Here is an 18928-nt window from a genome sequence, read left to right on the forward strand (position 1 = left end):
GGTCTCTATAATATATAATAAGAATAGTTACAATATTTTCTCAATAATATTTAGATTGTTGAAGTTTAAAATAGCTGGTAAGTCAAATAAATATTTTATATGCTAAAGGATTTTTTGTGATAGTTGGTATTTACATATAAATGAATAAGTTTTATTTAGATTTCTTTTTACTTTTGATAAGCAGGTAAAATGCACCTTTTCCTCCATGTCTGCTAATAGCTTCTTTGTAGTATAATATTATTTCTGCTACTTGTTCATTATGTAACCATTTACTGAAGTTACTTTTTATACTGTTATTACCTTGATTTTTACTTCCCCATCCAGTGATAATTAGTAAACACTTTTTTGATTCATTGTAGTTTGTGATAATGAAGTTGATTAATGTACTGTAAGCTGTATCTAATGTGTATCCATGTAAGTCTAGTACATTGTCTATGTGATATTTTCCTTTGTCTATTTTCTTTTTAGTATTTTTATCTAGATTAATACCAGTTGTTATTGTTTGGTTATTGTTAAAGTCTAATGTACTATTTGTTAATAATCTATAGCTATTTATATGGTTATTATACTGTGATAACGCATTATTAGCGTAGAATTTGCTATGTTTTTCCTGTGGTTTTTTATAGGTAGTTTTATTATTGTTGATTGGAGTGATAGTTGCAACAATGTGACTCCACAATGCCATATCATCGTCATCTGAATAACTTGACATTTCTTAATAACTTTCTCATTATCATATACTTATTCTTATAAATGTTATACATAAAAAAATAAAAGAACTATAAACTTTTCTTCTTGTGTGTACTGAAAAACTTACATAATAAAATAGCATATGAGACAGTTTTTTTTGAGATAATTTATTCTTTTTGTGTTAGAAAAAAATTATCTCCATCCAAGAACTTAGAATTCTCAACATTTAACGAATTAGCTCCTAGTTCATCGAAGTTACTGGTTGCATTTTTTTGAAAAATATCTATATTATCCTTGCTCTTATGAACCACATATGAATCATCAGAGTTGATAAATTTTTCCATATATTTCCTGCATCTTTGTACTGCTAAGTTAAATAAAAGATGCACATCCAGCTGTTCATTTGCTATCTCTGTTAAGGCAATAATAGTATTCTTACTATTTTTATGCTTTACTACTGGAGATGCTCCAGAGTTTAAGTCATGAGCTCTCTGACTTGCTAAGATAACTAACTTAAACTTATTGTTAGTGCGTCCCATACACTCTTCAACTGTAAGACGTGCCATTAATATAATAACCCAACGTAAAACTAAAGCCTAATTATAACATGTATAGGGAATTATGCAATATTTAATAATCTATTAAATGTGCTAATTATTTATTTTGTAATATGACGAGATTAATAGATTCTAGAGATTTATCACTCATACTGTCTTTATTAATTAGTGCAATTTCTGAATTATTTACAGTTATTGTTATGTTTATGTCACATTTTAAGCGTAGTAAAAATATAAGTAAGCGTTCTAGAGAAAATCCTGCTGTTTTCCCGTTACTTATATGTGATATTTTTGGTTGATCTACTCCAAGAATTTTTGCAGAAGTTACCTGATTCCAATGATTATTATATGTGATATCTTTTATTAATTTAAGTATTCTGTACTTAATAGTGTAATCATTAGTTTTACTTATTGTTGTCATAATTTTGTACCATAAATTCGCAAAGACAAAATAACCTTGATCAATCAATCAAATTTAAAAAATAATACTTAGTTATTATATAAATCTAATGATATTACAGATCATATAATCTTATAATTTTTATATTATTATTTTATTTTTTATAAATAAATATTAATATTTTAAATACTTTATACTAATAAAACATGTTTATGCAGTTACAAGTTAGCAAATACTGTTTTTTCATATATACTTGATAAATTAATCCATATGTTAAAAATATTATATTAAATCACTTTATAATTTATTGATGATGAAGTATATATTTACACTTTTTGAGAGTTTATATATAAAAAAATACATTTTTTTATACGTTTTTTTAAGTAAGAGTATTTGTATTGCTTGAATTCTTGCATAAGATACTATAAAAAATTAAGTATAAATTTAATTGTCTCAATTATCAATGGTACATTATGCATTATAATTTCAAGGAAGTTGAACGAGATGTACAAGAGAAATGGGACTTTACAGTTAATGTAAAAGATGTACAGTGTTATGTTTTGGAGATGTTCCCTTATCCCTCTGGTAATATACATATGGGTCACTTACGTAATTATACGATAGGTGATGTTATTGCTAGATATAAACGTGCTTGTGGTTTACATGTATTTCATCCTATAGGATGGGATGCTTTTGGATTGCCAGCAGAAAATGCTGCATTGTCTTATAATATAAGTCCACAGGTTTGGACGAGGAAAAATATTGATAATATGAGGTCTCAGTTAAAATCTATAGGGTTATCTTATAACTGGGATAAGGAATTTGCTACTTGTGATGCAGAGTATTATAAGTATGAGCAAGAATTCTTTCTTGATTTTCTTAAATATGGATTGGCGTATCGTAAAGAATCATTAGTCAATTGGGATCCTGTCGATCAAACTGTTCTTGCTAATGAGCAAGTTATAGACGGTAGAGGATGGCGTTCTGGTGCTATAATAGAAAAACGGAAGTTATCTCAGTGGTTTTTGAAAATTACTGATTTTGCAGCAGAGTTATTGGATGATTTAAAATCATTAAATCAGTGGCCAGAAAAAGTAAAGTTAATGCAGGAGCGTTGGATAGGAAAGTCTGAAGGTGTGATCATAGACTTTCAAATTGTAGGCATTAATGAAGTTTTGCAGGTTTTTACTACATCTCCTCATACATTATTTGGAGCATCGTTTATTGCAGTATCTTTTGATCATCCTATATTAAAATATGTTAATGATGTACAGTTGATTCAGTTGATTGATAATTTTGATAGAAAAGATTTAATAGATGAATCATCTATTAATACAGTGGAAAAATTTGGGATAAATTCTGGTTTGGTTGCAAGGCATCCTTTATTGGATGTGGATTTGCCTATATATGTTGCGAATTTTGTTTTGATGAACTATGGAACAGGCGCTGTATTTTGTTGTCCAGCACATGATCAGCGAGATTTTGATTTTGCTAAAAAATATTCTTTGCCAATAAGGCAGGTAATTTTTCCTGAACAAAATGTTGATTTAGAGCAAGAAGCCTATGTTGGTTCAGGTATTATGGGATGTTCTGGGTTTTTAGATGGTATGACTGTCGATGATGCAAAGAAAAGCATGATTGAAAAACTGATATCTTTGGGAATATGTAAAAAACAAGTTTATTATAGATTGCATGATTGGGGAATATCTAGACAGCGTTATTGGGGATGTCCTATACCTATAATATATTGTAAAAAATGTGGTATAGTGCCTGTTGACAAGAAAGATTTACCAATTACTTTGCCTGAAGATATTGATTTTACAAAATCTGGTAATCCTTTAGATAATCATCCTACTTGGAAGTATACAAAATGTCCTTCTTGTGGTGCTGATGCTAAACGTGAAACTGATACTTTTGATACTTTTTTTGAATCTTCTTGGTATTTTGCAGCATTTTGTGGAATAGGTAAAGGTATAGATAAAGATGTATGTAATAAATTACTGCCAGTTGATTATTATATTGGTGGTATAGAGCATGCAGTATTGCATTTGTTATATTCCAGGTTTTTTTGTAGAGCGTTAACTAGATGTGGGTATTTTGATGTTAAAGAACCATTTTCTAGCCTTATAACACAAGGTATGGTTTGTCATTCTACGTATTTAGATAAATATGGTAACTATTTATTTCCTGAAGATGGGAAGAAGATGATACAGGAAGGTAAATATGTTACTGTTGGTAGAGCTGAAAAAATGAGTAAATCGAAAAAAAATGTAGTACACCTTGATGATATTATTGATAAATATGGTGCAGATTCTGCTAGATTATTTATATTATCTGATACTCCTCCTGAACGTGATATAGAATGGTTAGATGAGAATATAGAAGGTGTAAGTAGATATCTGAATAAACTATGGAAGATGATAGTTGATTATGATCAACTAGAGCAAAATTTTGTATGTGATAATATATCAAGTGATACTTTGGAATACAGAATTAACGTACATAAGATCTTAAATGACATTACAAATGATTTGGAATTTTATCGTTTTAATTGTGCAGTAGCTAAATTTCGTGAATTGAGTAATGTTATTTCTGAGATGATAAGATTATCAATTAATCATCATGTAGTAAGTGAAGCAATATATATTTTAATTAGAGTAGTGGAGCCATTTATTCCTCATATAGCAGAAAAGTTATGGCAAATTGTAGGGGGTCAAGGGATGTTATGTAACCAATTATGGCCTAAAGTAGATCCTCAATTGCTTATTAAGAAGAATGTTAATATTGTTGTACAAGTTAATGGAAAGTTTATAAAGGCAGTATCTGTGCCGAATGATATTGATGATGATACGTTGAAAAGTATTGCTTTAGAAGTAGCTCAGAGAAGAATAGGTAACAGTTCAGTAAAGAATATATATATAATACCAGGGCGTGTAATAAATATTGTGATTACAAAATCGTCTTAGAATATTTTACATAAGTTTTTTAATTGGAAGTTATTTTATAAGTGAAAATGAAGTTCTAGTATTCTGGTGATAATATATAGTAAAAATGTTATAAGAATAGTGTCGCAAGAAGATATATACTAAGTTTAATAAATGGTTTATATATAGTATCAAATATAACAAATATTATGCTTATAAAGTTATGTTAAAGATGTAAAAAATGGAGTAATTACATATAAAATCGCAGCACATGCTGCTGATCTAGCAAAAGGTAATCCTTCCGCTTATATAAGAGATTATGCATTAAGTCATGCAAGATTTAATTTTAGATGGTACGATCAATTCAACTTATCACTTGATCCAGAAACAGCAAAATCTTTTCACGATGAATCTCTACCTTCTGAACATGCAAAATCTGCACATTTTTGTTCAATGTGCGGACCAAAATTTTGCTCAATGAAATTAACACATCAGCTGCAACTTAACTCTACTGAATAAACAAAGCTTTGACAATACAATACCTTTAATTACAAATTTTATAATAGCCATGCTCATAATTTAATATACAAGACACATATAATGTACAACTTTTCATTCTAATAAATTTTTTTGTATAGAGTTCATTTATAAGTAATTTTGTTAATAATAATGAGTTATATTGTCAAAAATGGTGTAAAAAATAGGTACACATTAAAAAAAAATGTTATTAGGATTTTGCTAAATATTATTATCTATCCAATTAAATTTCTCAGCATATCATTTGTAAGTAAAAAATAAATTTTTTATTACTTAGTAATATATTAGAAAATGTTACTTTAAATAATTTACTGAAAAATATGTATACTAAAATGGTATATGTTATTTAAAACGATAGGTTATATATGATTTGGTATTAGATAGTCATAATTGTTTTGCAAAAAAGATAAGATAAATTTTAGTATTACATAGTGAGTTTTTTATGATTATCTACTTGGTGAAACAGTTTTTTTATATTAAGTGATTATGTTAGTCTGGACTATGTAATTTTGGTATTGTGAAAATGTTGTTTTGAAACTAAAAAATGCTGAATAAAATATATATAAATCTCATATTTAGATATATAGTTGATTTATTTTTGATATAAGTTGCTTATTTTAACTGTGTTGTTTATTATCATATTAATTTATAGCTTTTTAGCTTGTGTTAATGTTGTAGTGTGATTGCTTGTGTTTTTAAGCTATAATTACATAATATAAACATGTTGTAAATGATATATTAGTAAGTTATGGATGAATTTCATTGTGTTGGAATAAATGTTTCTACTTTACAATTCTATCTTTATGAACAACGAAGTAGTAGACATGGGTAAAAAGATGAAAAGACTGTATTTTCTATTTTTATATTTCTTGCATGGTTTTATAAAAATGTACTTGGAGTTTGTTATATGACAGCAGAAATCTATTAGCAGCAGTTATATCCTTAGGAATGAACTTAAAAAATAATAATAGTTGTAATTAGTTTTGTAGGTCATAGCATTTAATATATATTATTGTTTAGGTATGAGTGTTTTTTTATAATTGAAAGCTTATTGTGTAGTGGTGAATAATTAATTTTGTACTTGTAATGTGCGTTGATATTTGACTAAAGCGGTTTTCTTGATAGGTATGGTATAGAGATATATATGATTGTAGATTCACATTGTCATTTAAATTATTTTAATGTAGAAGAATTACCAGTTATAATATCTAATGCTGAGGCAAATGGTGTGAAGCTGATGCAGACTGTATGTACTACTCTTAGTGAATCTACTAGTCTAATGGCAATATCAGAAAATTATAAGCAGGTTTATTTTTCAGTGGGTGTACATCCTACTAATAGTGCTGGTGGTGAACTTGTATCAGTAGATGAGCTTGTAGGTTTATCACAACATTCAAAAGTTATTGGTTTAGGTGAAACTGGTTTAGATTTTTACAAATGTGGAGAAATTGTAAAGCAAGAGAAGAATTTTTTAGCTCATATTGATGCATCTAGAAGGACAGGGTTACCAGTAATTATTCATTCGAGAGATGCAGATAAGAGAATGATAGAAGTCTTAGAATCAGAAATGAATATAAAACCTTTTTTAGGGCTTATGCATTGTTTTGCATCTTCAAAAGAATTAGCAATAAAAGCTGTAGAACTAGGTTTATATATTTCTTTCTCTGGAATAGTAACTTTTAAAAATGCAAAAATTGTGCAAGAAGTTGCATGTTTTACTCCTAAGAATCGTGTATTAGTAGAAACAGATTCTCCATTTTTATCTCCTGAACCATACCGTGGACAAAAAAATGAGCCCGCTAAAACAAAGTTTGTTGTTGAATATTTAGCAAAATTATGGGATATCAGTGTTGAAGAAGTAAGTAGTTTAACAACTGATAATTTTTTTAGGCTTTTTAGTAAATGTTCTGCTCATTTTCATGCATTATAATTTTGTAATTTATGTCTTAAATTTATGAAAGTATTATCATTATAATTAAGAATTTTGAGCTTATGTTTATAGAGTATTATTTCTATTTTCATATGTAATCACTCTAAGTCTATAGGCTTATATAATGAGATAGTTATATCTATATTATCTATATTATCGAGGATCTTATGTTTAAGATGGTGTAATATTGATAAATTTATAAGTATATTTTTTATGGTTATAGATCATAAATATGAAAGTTGTGTAGTAAATGTTTATTTCAAAATAGTTGTTTGTTATTTGTAAAATTATTATGTAACTACTTTACTGTGTTTTATATTTATAAAAGCTATGTGTAATATATCTGAATATTTTGAAGAATTAGTTGAGAAAAAATTGTGTAGTCAAATAGTATAAAAAAGGTGTATATAAATTACCAATTAAATATATGTATCATATAATGTAGGATGATACAAAATATTATGTAAGTTTTATATTTATATAATATGTGATGTTTCGTAAATTTTTAAGAGGTAATAATAATTAATATATACTTTTATCGATTTCTGTGATTTTTTATAAGTTTATAGTGCTGTTTGTATGTTTTTTTAATTATAGTAAGTACGATTATTTGTAAAGTAGTTATATAGTAAAGATTAAGGTTGATATTTGATATATTATCTTGAGAACATATTTATTTTTTATGAAGATAATCTAGTGAAATTATTTTTGTATTATGTGTAATTTTTGTAAGTATTATTTGGTAACGTTTTACAACAAATGAAAGATTAAGTTTATATCTTGTTATTGTAAGTTTTAAACTATGTGATAGTTGGATATTCAAGTAGTTTGTTTTTTATATGTAACTTTAGTAATGTTATTCTTAATGTAGAATATAATTGATATAAATATTATTGAGTAGCAGACTGGAATTAAATTTATGTATTATTTATCAGTATCAAATTGTGTAATAGTTAAGCTTTCGAATGTTATTTAAAAGTGTACTTATTTTTTTGAAATGTTAAGTTGCATATTAATGCTATATAATTAAATATAGAGTATTGTGTAATAATAGAATTGTCAAATTATTTCTTGTTTGAATATTAGGTTCATGTTTTAAGTAATTCACTAAATTTGTTATTATTGTTATTATAGGATATGTTTAGTGATTTCAGATGTTAGAAGTGTAAAATATTTATAACTGTTTGTACTTTTTTATATATTTAGAGAGTTTTTATGAAGCATAATCCAATTATTTGTGCATTGGATACTCATGATATACATAAGGCATTGCGATTGACAAAGATGTTATATGGAAAAATATCTATGGTGAAATTAGGATTGGAATTCTTTGTAGCACATGGAATATCTGGTGTACAGAGAATATCTGATTGTGGAATTCCAATATTTCTTGATTTAAAGTTACATGATATTCCTAATACTGTGAGTCGTGCTGTATCAGTAATTAAGTCTTCAAATATTGCTATGCTTACTATTCATATTAGTGGTGGTCAAGAAATGATAAAAAGAACCATGGATGTTATATTTGATAGTATGCTTAAGATAATAGGTGTGACTGTACTTACAAGTATTGATGTTTGTGATTTAAAGGAAATAGGTATTGGGAATTCTACAGTGCAACAAGTTATTTTATTATCAAAACTTGCTCAAAAAGTAGGATTATATGGTATAGTTTGTTCTCCTCTTGAAGTGAAGGAGGTTCGTGCACAATGTGATAAAGATCTAAAAATTATAGTTCCAGGTATAAGATTAGGAGATAATATTGATGATCAGAAAAGAACTGATTCTCCTAAAAGTGCAATATTGTCTGGAGCAGATTATTTAGTGATAGGGCGCCCAATTACTGAAAATACTGACCCTGTAAAAGTAGTTGATATTATTCTTTCATCAATAGCGGATTTACACAATTAAGAGTTGCGATTTATTCCACTGTAGTGTGTTATGTAATAAACAGAATGTCTTAATAAGTTGCTTACTATTCTATAATAATAAATTATTATTTATGATATCTAATATCAATAGAAATTTAATCATATGATCAATTCATTAATTAAATTATTTATTCAGTAATTCAATGATAGTTTTTAGTTGTTATGTATTTTGTTGAATAAAGATAAGCCTTTGTTGTGTTGAAGTTTGAGAATAAGCATATATTGCAGAATATGTTATTAAATGTAATTTTGATTTTTTTATATTACATAATAATCAGTATATCTAGTAATAAATTAGCTATAGTATATAATAGCTTGTTTATATGCTTTTTATTGTGATAAAATAGACTATATAATTAACATGTTATTATAATATACAGGTGTTTTATCATTGAATATCTTGATAAGCAGTGTGTATTTTTTTGATAGATTTACAGAAAGTAAACTATAAAGTTAAAATTAGCCGATAATAAATTAGTAATAGTATATAATAGCTTGTTTATGTACTTTTTATTATGATAAAGTAGACTATATAATTAACATGTTATTATAATATACGGGTGTTTTATCATTAAATATCTTGATAAGTATTGTGTATTTTTTTAATAGATTTACAGAAAGTAAACTATAAAGTTAAAATTAGCCAGTAATAAATTAGCTATAGTATATAATAGCTTGTTTATATGCTTTTTATTATGATAAAATAGACTATATAATTAACATGTTATTATAATATACAGGTGTTTTATCATTGAATATCTTGATAAGCAGTGTGTATTTTTTTGATAGATTTACAGAAAGTAAACTATAAAGTTAAAATTAGCCTTTGTAGTTTTAAGTATTGAATTTGTTATTAGTTATATCGTTTTCTGTGATAAGTAGTGATTATTTAAATATGTTGTAGAGTTATTAAGTTTTTTTATTGTATATTAGTATTTATGATCAGTTTGGACAAAAGTATATTTATCTAGATATATATTGAGAACTAATTATAATAGAATCATTTTATGTAACATTCTATAGTAAATGTTATATTTATAATCTTAATTTAATTGAGGAATAAAGGTACCATGAGGGTATTATTGAGTAATGATGATGGTTTTCATGCAAATGGCATAAAAGCACTAAAGGAAATAGTAATAAAATCTGGTATTGCATCTGAGATATGGGTAGTTGCTCCATTAAATAATTGTAGTGGTTCTGGAAGATCAGTAGGATTAAATGTTAAAGTGCAGGTTTCTAAGGTAAGCGATACTGAATTTATTGTTGATAGTACTCCGTCTACAAGTGTTTTTCTTGCATTAAGAAAAATCATGAATTATAAACCTGATTTAATTTTATCTGGTATAAATCATGGGGTCAATATAGGAAATGATGTCTGGTATTCTGGAACTGTGGCGGCTGCAGCAGAAGGGGCTGCTATTAATATTCCATCAATTGCTATTAGTCAGGAATATGATAACAAGAGTGGAGAAATAAATTGGGTAAATCCACAAAGATTTTTAAAACAGATTATAGAAATGTTAATGAATGTTTCATTTTGGAATAAATCTACTGTTATGAATGTAAACTTTCCATTAATGCCAGCAAAGGGAATCAAATTTACGGATCAGGGGAAATATGTACCATGTAATGAAATAGAAAAAAATGAAAGTTCTGATGATAGCAATGTCTCTTATACAATTACTAGAATAACCCCAAATAAAAAAAATAGAGCACAATGTGATGGTAGTATTAAGGCTATTGATGAAGGATATATCACAATTACACCATTAAAATTTGATATGACAGATTTTGATGTTTTAACATCTTTGAATTCACTTAAATAAGAGTTATAGTACATGATTTTTCTAATTCTTGCATACATTATAAGTTTTAGCTTGTTACTTGGGTTAAGTACTTTTATAATTCTTGGTTATAGCAAAAGTAAAAAAGATTTAGAAGGTATAACTCACAAAGATGAAACGAAAATATAGGAGGTTGTTTGTTGTTATTATAACACTTAGTATTTTTGCTGGGTCAGTTGTTCTTGTATTGGGTAAATTAAAAAATAATGTGTCGTTTTTTTATACACCCACTGAGTTATTGTCAAGTAGCTTAATTAATAGACCTAATATTAGAATAGGTGGTATGGTAGTAAAAGGTACTGTACAAAAATATGATGATTCTATTGTTTTTCATATCACAGATTTAAAAAATTATATTAAAGTAGTATATAAAGGAATATTGCCTCCTTTGTTTTCAGAGGGTAGTTGGATAGTAGCAAAAGGAAAAATGGTAAATGGTAAGTTTATTGCAAGTGAGATTTTAGCTAAGCATGATGAGAATTATATGCCTAATAAATATAAGACCAATGATTTGTAGAAATGTTATTAATTGATCTATGAATTACTATTTTACAAGCTTTAGGATTTTGCATTTATGATTGTATATAAGAAAGTAGTAATATAACCTAATTTGAATATTTATTTGTAATGATCCAAATTATGATGAGTTATTGATAATTATCATATTATGTGGATATTAATTTATGAAAATGTAGTGTTTATATAAAGTAAAAGTGATATTTTTTACATTAATGTAATTCTAATCTACTGTAGTTACAATGTTTATATTATTATGGATATATTGGTGATTATTATGCTTATTTCTGTGTATTGTGTTGAATGATATCACTATGTTTATGGTAGTGTTAAACTTATGTAGCGATTATGTTGTTAATTAGTAAATAGGCATGCTATAAACATGTAATACAGATATCTAAGATTAATTAATATGATACTTGATATTGTGTACTCATCAATAAGTTACTTTTTTATATACCTGATTATTTTGATATTAGTTAATGCTTATAATAATTCTACCTTTATGATAAAAATTAAATAATAGTGGTATTACAAGTTTTATGATGTTAAGCATGATAAATATAATACTTTATGTAGTGCTTGATAAAAGTATTATAGATTAATATTCAAAGCTATAAAATAATTAATTCTTTATGTTTAACTATGTATCTATGGAATTATTTATGTATTTCTTAGAGTAGCTTTTGGGGTTATTTTAGTTATTTTGAAAGTATAATGATTATATAGTATTGAAATTATGTTCTAAATAAAGAATGTATTTGTATAATATTATTTATGTATTATTGTAGTTATTGGTAGTGTGTATAATATAATTTTTAAATTAATTTTCATTAACATAACACTGTTAAATAAAATTTGTACTACAATTGTGTTGTAATATAGACAAAAATATATAAATGTAGAACTACTTATATTAGGGTTTGTGTTCTTTCCATGGAGATAGAAAATCAAATGAGCGAAAATCTTGTTGTAGGTTTACAGGTTCATATATTACTTCTTTTTTTGCTATGTCATATCGTACTTCTTTATATCCACTTAAAGGAAAATCTTTAAGCATAGGGTGACCAGAAAATCCATAATCTGTTAAAATTCTTCTTAAGTCTGGATTGTTAGTAAATAATATCCCATACATATCGAATGCTTCTCGTTCAAACCAACCTGCAGCATTAAAGATATTAGTAATGGATGTGATATTTTCATTTTCATGTAATGAAACCTTACAAAAGATTCTTATATTATTAGCTATACTTAATAATGAATAGATTATCTCAAATCTAGCTTCTCTATGTGGGTAATCAACTATAAAAATATCAATAAGAATTTGAAATTTACATATTCTGTCGTTACATAGAAATAAAATATGATTATGAATATCTTGTGGTGTTGAGTAGAATTCTAATGTTGTACTATCTTGTGCAATGCATTTTACGTTTAAACATGTATTAATATGTGTCATAATCTCTTCAAGAGTATTATCTATATCTGACATTATATACCTATTTGATAGTTAAATTTATACAGATGTAAGTTTACTATACCTTATTTTTCTAAATTAAGATATTACATAGTGTTTATATTTAATTATTTGATATGCCTTGTGTATTTTAGTAATCAATGTAATGGTCAAGATATTATGATAGGATATCATTAAATCTACTACAACAAGAATAGTTTTGGATTGTGATTTAATTATGTATTTATTTTATAGAGCAGATAGTTATGAGTTATTTATTGTATACCTATATATGGTTAATAATAATGTTTTAATTTAGATGATGTGTAGTCAAAATGATAGCTAATAATATAAGAATCTTTTGTAAGGTTTCATTACATGAAAATGAAAATATCACATCCATTACTAATATCTTTAATGCTGCAGGTTGGTTTGAACGAGAAGCATTCGATATGTATGGGATATTATTTACTAACAATCCAGACTTAAGAAGAATTTTAACAGATTATGGATTTTCTGGTCACTCTATGCTTAATGCTTTACCTATTTACAAGTATTGTTGGATACTAGACTTATATTTATATAGTTATTTTAAAATTTATTGTATTACGTGGTTGTATATTAGGGCTATATTTTAATGTCTGTATTATATAAGATATTATGTTAGTAAAAGTATTATGGATTAATATTCAAAACTATCAAAAAATTAATTTTATGTTAACTATGTATCTACAGAATTATTATGTGCTTGGTTTTAGAGTAGTTTGTGGAGCTGTTTAGTTATTTCAAAAGTATCATATTGTATAGTATTGAAATTGTGTTTTAGAAAAGAATGTTGTAATAGTACGTATTGTTTGAGAAGAGCTGTTATTTTGTATGGTATGAATTCAATTTATATATAGTGAGAAATTTTATGTTGAATAGTATTATTACTTTAATACTTTATCTAGTATACATTTATAGAAATTACTGTAACAGGATTACATTTATGCATTACCAGAACTACTAGTTCGTTGATGTAATATCAATAGTTATTTTATTGCCTATATGGGTAATATTGTGAAGTATTTGTAGTTAATTATGTCCATTATCTCAATCTTCTGATTTTATTATGAATATTTATGATCATTGTTTAAGAAGAATTACAGTAATTTTGTTACTAGGTAGTATTTTGAAGTAATTAATGATTATTATGACTTCAGTACTTTAGTTTTATGTGTATTTATTGTTTAATAGACATTGTATTATAGAATATTATTCATACAGTAAAGATTGAAAAATTTGTACTTTATTTATCTGTAGTCCAACTTTATACATTATATTTAATAGTAATGTATCTAAGTGGGTAGATTATTACTTATGGTAATCTGATTATACAATAAGTTTTCTGGAAATAATCACTAATTGTTAAGTTGTTATATAGTGTTTTGATGATTAAATTTTAAGATTAGTAAACTTATGAAAAATTTTTATGATATAGCTTTTTCTATTTAAAAAGGTATATGTTTAACTATTAATTAATAAGTACTTTTTTTAAGTGGAAGTAGCAGTTCTATTGATTTTTTGTTGTAAACATAATATTCCATATAATAGTGCTTCTGCTGTAGGTGGGCATCCTGGAACATAGATATCTACTGGTACAATGCGATCACATCCTCTTACTACTGAATATGAGTAGTGGTAATATCCTCCACCATTAGCACAACTTCCCATTGAGATGACATAGCGAGGTTCTGTCATTTGATCGTATACTTTACGTAATGCAGGTGCCATTTTGTTTGTTAGTGTTCCTGCAACAATCATGACATCTGCTTGTCTTGGACTTGCACGAAACATTATGCCATATCTATCTAAGTCATATTTGCTTGCTGCTGTGTGCATCATTTCCACTGCACAACATGCTAATCCAAATGTCATTGGCCATAAGGAATTTGATCTTGCCCAACTTGAAACATAGCTCATGAGATCTGAGAGTTTAGTAACCATGAACCCACGATGATTATAACTTTGCCAGAATTGATTATGTAAAACAGAATTATGCTTATTTATCATATAAAATTACTCCCATTCTAATGCACCTTTACTCCACTCATATATGAATCCTATGATTAATATTACTAAGAAAATCATCATAGACCAAAATCCACCTATACCTATATCTGAAAGACATATAGACCATGGAAATAAAAATGCTATTTCAAGATCAAATATGATGAATAGTATTGCTACTAAGTAGAACCTAATATTGAAAATTTTTCTTGAATTACCAAGTGGTGAAAACCCACACTCATAAGATGAAAGCTTACTGGAATCTGGATTTCTTGATGCTAATAGCATTGGTAGTACAGAAAATAAAAATGATATGAACCCTGCTATTCCCAAGAAGATTAATATAGGTAGGTATTCAGTAATATTAAACATTTGTGTCATATTATATACATTGGTAAATAATTCAATACTTATAGAGTTTCTACTATATGTCAATTTATTAACATATATTACACACCTCTTACCATTAAATCATATCACTAATTGTAAGTGAAGTATAATACATAATTATTATAAAAACAGGAAATAACATTTACTGTTAATTTTGTATGACATGTTGGAACAATTTACATTATTTAATTACCTATTTATGATAATGAGTATCACAACTATGTAACATAGTTGCAAATATATTAATATTATATATTAAATACGTAAAGATATTTTATATATTTTTTACTAGATGATTTTACCATGTTAATGTGTTATAACACGTGTATTCTATAGTTAAACTCTAGTTTTTAATAACATAACTTTAATGATATTTATTTTTTTAGTTAAAGAGAAATGATAAAAATGTTGTATTTTTTTGTTTACTATTTTTTAATATTTTTCTCTGACTTGTGTCGGTTAATATACTATTACAGTAATTAATTCTATGTGTTGCCATGGGTTTTTACTAATACATGTTTAGACAATTATTTAATTATTAAAAAATATTATGTTATTACAAACACTATCCTATGTCTTATATTGTATTTAAAATTGATTATAAAAGTTAATTTGTATTTTATACTTGTAAGTATTGTTTTAAATATTGTCCAGTTATACTTTGAGGGTTTTCTATTATTTCCTGTGGAGTTCCAGTTGCTATAATTCTACCTCCTTCATCTCCTCCATTTGGGCCCATATCTATTATATATTCTGCTGTTTTTATTACATGTAAATTATGTTCAATTACTATTATTGTATTTCCTAAATCACAGAGTGTATGTAAAACATATAGTAAGTTATTTATATCTGCAAGATGTAATCCTGTAGTTGGTTCATCTAATATGTATAGGGTTTTACCTGTAGCTCGTTTTGATAATTCTCTAGATAACTTTATTCGTTGTGCTTCACCTCCTGATAACGTATTAGATGTCTGGCCAATTTTTATATAACCCATTCCTATGCTACGTAAAGAATCTAGTTTCTCTTTAATTAATGGTAAGTCTATGAAAAATTCGTATGCTTGATCAACTGTCATGTTTAATACATCAGCTATTGATTTTCCTTTATATGTTATTTCTAGTGTTTCTTTGTTATAACGTTTACCTTTGCATTGTTCGCATTTTACATGTACATCAGGTAAGAAATGCATTTCTATTTTTATTTGTCCGTCACCTTTACATGTTTCACATCTTCCTCCTTTTGAGTTAAAAGAAAATCTGCTTATATTATATCCTCTTGTTTTAGATAGTGGTAATCCAGCAAACCATGATCTGATATAGGTAAATAATCCTATGTAAGTTGCAGGGTTTGATAAAGGAGTTCTTCCAATAGGTGATTGATCTATTAGAAGTATTTTATCTATATGTTCTAACCCTGATATAGATGTACATTTATTGTGTATCCAGTTTATGTTATTTAGTTTATTAATAGCATATTTATATAAAGTATTATTTATTAAACTAGATTTTCCGCTACCTGAAACTCCAGTAATACATGTTAGAGCATTCAGAGGAATCTGTGCATCAATATTGCGTAAGTTGTTTTCTCGTGCTCCAGTGATTTTAATCCATTGATCGAAAGTTTTATTTTTTTTGAAATATGGTATTACTTTTTTTTTACTTAGATATTGTCCGGTGATGCTATTGGTATTGTTGAGTATATCTTTTAGTGTTCCACTTGCTATTACATGTCCTCCATTTTGTCCTGCTCCTGGGCCCATGTCTATTATATAGTCTGCATTTTCCATTGTTTCTTCATCATGTTCGACAACGATTACTGTATTCTCCAGATCGCGTAGTTTTTTTAAAGTACTAATTAACAATGCATTGTCTTTTTGATGAAGGCCGATTGATGGTTCATCTAATACATAAATTATTCCTGTGAGTCCTGATCCAATTTGTGATGCTAGTTTTATTCTTTGACCTTCTCCGCCGGATAATGTTCCTGACTCACGGCTAAGTGTTAAATAACCTAGTCCAACATTTTTGAGAAATGTTAATCTTCTAATTATTTCATCGAGTAATTTTTGTGAAATATCTCTTTGTTGACCAGTAAGTTGGGATAATAAGGCTTGACACCATGATATTGCTTCTACTACAGATAGTTTTGTAATTTCTCCTATATGTTTATTATTGATTTTTACTGATAAGGCTTCAGGTCGCAATCTAAAACCTTGGCATGTACTACATGTGTTTATAGATAAATATTGTTCAGCTATCCTTTCAGTTATTATATCTTTTTTATTATTTAATATGTTTATTATGCCCTCAAATTGTCTGTTCTGAGAATATTTATATTCTTCGTTGTGATAAGATATAGGTATTGGTACTCCATTGGTACCAAATAAAATAATATCTTGTATATTATTGTTAAGTTCTTTCCATGGTTGTGTTATATCAAAGTTATAATATTTTGCTAAGGATAGAATGATATTTGCATAATGATAGCTAAAATTAGAATTAATTTTATGGTGAAGGATTTGTAAATTAATTGGGCCAATGGGGTGTATAGCTCCTTCTAATATTGATAAATTGTCGTTGGTTATAATAAGATTTTTATCGATACTGTAAGTTTTTCCTGTTCCTTCGCAGCTTTTGCATGAGCCATATGAAGTATTAAACGAAAATAATCTTGGTTCTATTTCTTCGATGTTAAAATCTGTTTCAGGACATGAAAAATTTTCTGAAAAAGTTAGTATTTGATTTTGATGATATTTTTGATTGTTATAGCTTTCTGGTAAATTTAGTATTTCTACATGAATTATACCATTTCCTATTTTTAATGCTGTTGTTATGCTATCAGCTATACTATTGAGAGAGCTTTCTGATAGTATTGCTTTTTCTATAATAACACAGATATTATGTTTTTTATTTCTATCTAATTTAGGTATATTATTAATGTCGTGTATAGTACCGTTGATCTTTAGGTATTGATAATTTTGTTTTTTTATTTCTAGGATTTCTTTTTGATGTTCTCCTTTTTTGTTTCTGATTAATGCTCCTAAAATTAGAATTTCTGTGCCTAGTGGTAATTTTAATACTTGATCTATTATTTGATGTGTAGATTGTTTTGTTATTGGTAATCCAGTACTAGGAGAATGTGGGATACCTATCTTAGAGTACATCAACCTTAAATAGTCATAAATTTCTGTAGCAGTTGATACAGTTGATCGTGAATTTTTTGATAAAGGTCTTTGGGTAAGTGCAATTGCTGGTGAAAGTCCTGTTATTGATTCAACATCTGGTTTTGTACATGAATCAAGAAACTGACGAGCATAAGATGATAGATTTTCTACATATCTACGTTGTCCTTCAGCATATATTGTATCGAATGCTAAACTTGATTTTCCAGATCCACTGACTCCAGTTATTACAATTAGTTTATTTTTAGGTATATCTATACAAATATTACGAAGATTGTGTTCTTTAGCATTACGTATACTAATAAAATTAGCCATATTTTACATTACCATCATGACTGTCAGATTAAAATTAAAGATATTATAATATATGAAGAATGGTAATTGTTCATCTAAATTTTTATATAAAAGAAGACATATTTTTATTATATACTTAATTTACCTTTAATGTTTATATTTTTAATAAAATATTCTATTCATAATGCACATGTGCCAGCATTTTTTTATTATTATAATAAAA

The 18928-nt window shown here is 26.6% G+C and carries 13 protein-coding genes and 1 pseudogene; 7 read left to right on the forward strand and 7 right to left on the reverse strand.

The features are described 5' to 3' along the window. Nucleotides 1-151: 151 nt before the first annotated feature. The 3 genes from ERUM_RS01635 to ERUM_RS01645 all read right to left on the reverse strand — a co-directional run bounded on the left by ERUM_RS01635 (nucleotide 152) and on the right by ERUM_RS01645 (nucleotide 1668). Nucleotides 152-712, reverse strand: coding sequence for a Smr/MutS family protein (locus ERUM_RS01635; protein ID WP_011154980.1), 561 nt, complete (start codon nucleotides 710-712; stop codon nucleotides 152-154). Between the two features lie 145 nt (nucleotides 713-857). Beyond that, nucleotides 858-1256: a DNA-directed RNA polymerase subunit omega gene (gene rpoZ, locus ERUM_RS01640; protein WP_011154981.1), complete on the reverse strand. Its 399-nt coding sequence runs from the start codon at nucleotides 1254-1256 to the stop codon at nucleotides 858-860. An 88-nt stretch (nucleotides 1257-1344) separates the two neighbouring features. Continuing rightward, the gene (locus ERUM_RS01645) at nucleotides 1345-1668 is read right to left on the reverse strand and encodes a helix-turn-helix domain-containing protein (RefSeq protein WP_044148631.1); all 324 of its coding nucleotides are present in this window, start codon (nucleotides 1666-1668) and stop codon (nucleotides 1345-1347) included. Nucleotides 1669-2120: 452 nt separating this feature from the next. On the opposite strand from ERUM_RS01645, the gene leuS reads away from it, so the two are divergent. The 6 genes and pseudogenes from leuS (at nucleotide 2121) to ccmE (ending at nucleotide 11333) form a co-directional block, all read left to right on the forward strand. After that, the gene (gene leuS, locus ERUM_RS01650; RefSeq protein ID WP_011154983.1) at nucleotides 2121-4613 is read left to right on the forward strand and encodes a leucine--tRNA ligase; all 2493 of its coding nucleotides are present in this window, start codon (nucleotides 2121-2123) and stop codon (nucleotides 4611-4613) included. A gap of 183 nt (nucleotides 4614-4796) precedes the next feature. Beyond that, nucleotides 4797-5090, forward strand: a pseudogene (locus ERUM_RS04860) (phosphomethylpyrimidine synthase ThiC); the annotation flags it as partial. A 1162-nt stretch (nucleotides 5091-6252) separates the two neighbouring features. Beyond that, nucleotides 6253-7038, forward strand: coding sequence for a TatD family hydrolase (locus tag ERUM_RS01655; RefSeq protein WP_011154984.1), 786 nt, complete (start codon nucleotides 6253-6255; stop codon nucleotides 7036-7038). A 1215-nt stretch (nucleotides 7039-8253) separates the two neighbouring features. Then, nucleotides 8254-8949 (forward strand): orotidine-5'-phosphate decarboxylase, encoded by a 696-nt coding sequence (gene pyrF / locus ERUM_RS01660; protein ID WP_011154985.1) that lies wholly within the window; start codon nucleotides 8254-8256, stop codon nucleotides 8947-8949. Nucleotides 8950-10039: 1090 nt separating this feature from the next. Then, complete coding sequence (gene surE, locus ERUM_RS01665; protein ID WP_011154986.1) at nucleotides 10040-10798, forward strand: 5'/3'-nucleotidase SurE; 759 nt, start codon at nucleotides 10040-10042, stop codon at nucleotides 10796-10798. Nucleotides 10799-10928: 130 nt separating this feature from the next. Then, a complete protein-coding gene (ccmE, locus tag ERUM_RS01670) occupies nucleotides 10929-11333 on the forward strand; it encodes a cytochrome c maturation protein CcmE (RefSeq protein WP_011154987.1) in 405 nt (134 codons plus the stop codon). 915 nt (nucleotides 11334-12248) lie between these two features. Here ccmE and ERUM_RS01675 read toward each other — a convergent pair. Beyond that, nucleotides 12249-12824 carry an NADH-quinone oxidoreductase subunit C gene (locus ERUM_RS01675; protein ID WP_011154988.1) on the reverse strand — a complete coding sequence of 192 codons (576 nt, stop codon included), beginning with the start codon at nucleotides 12822-12824 and terminating at the stop codon, nucleotides 12249-12251. Between the two features lie 299 nt (nucleotides 12825-13123). On the opposite strand from ERUM_RS01675, the gene ERUM_RS05240 reads away from it, so the two are divergent. Next, nucleotides 13124-13426: an NADH-quinone oxidoreductase subunit C gene (locus ERUM_RS05240; RefSeq protein ID WP_011256051.1), complete on the forward strand. Its 303-nt coding sequence runs from the start codon at nucleotides 13124-13126 to the stop codon at nucleotides 13424-13426. A gap of 895 nt (nucleotides 13427-14321) precedes the next feature. Here ERUM_RS05240 and ERUM_RS01685 read toward each other — a convergent pair. From ERUM_RS01685 to uvrA, 3 genes are all read right to left on the reverse strand, one after another. Then, complete coding sequence (locus tag ERUM_RS01685) at nucleotides 14322-14840, reverse strand: NuoB/complex I 20 kDa subunit family protein (protein ID WP_011154989.1); 519 nt, start codon at nucleotides 14838-14840, stop codon at nucleotides 14322-14324. A gap of 6 nt (nucleotides 14841-14846) precedes the next feature. Continuing rightward, nucleotides 14847-15218, reverse strand: a complete 372-nt coding sequence (locus ERUM_RS01690; protein ID WP_011154990.1) for an NADH-quinone oxidoreductase subunit A — start codon at nucleotides 15216-15218, stop codon at nucleotides 14847-14849. A 628-nt stretch (nucleotides 15219-15846) separates the two neighbouring features. Next, nucleotides 15847-18726: an excinuclease ABC subunit UvrA gene (uvrA, locus tag ERUM_RS01695; RefSeq protein WP_011154991.1), complete on the reverse strand. Its 2880-nt coding sequence runs from the start codon at nucleotides 18724-18726 to the stop codon at nucleotides 15847-15849. Between the last annotated feature and the right edge of the window lie 202 nt (nucleotides 18727-18928).

The sequence above is a fragment of the Ehrlichia ruminantium str. Welgevonden genome (genome assembly GCF_000026005.1).
GTDB lineage: Bacteria > Pseudomonadota > Alphaproteobacteria > Rickettsiales > Anaplasmataceae > Ehrlichia > Ehrlichia ruminantium.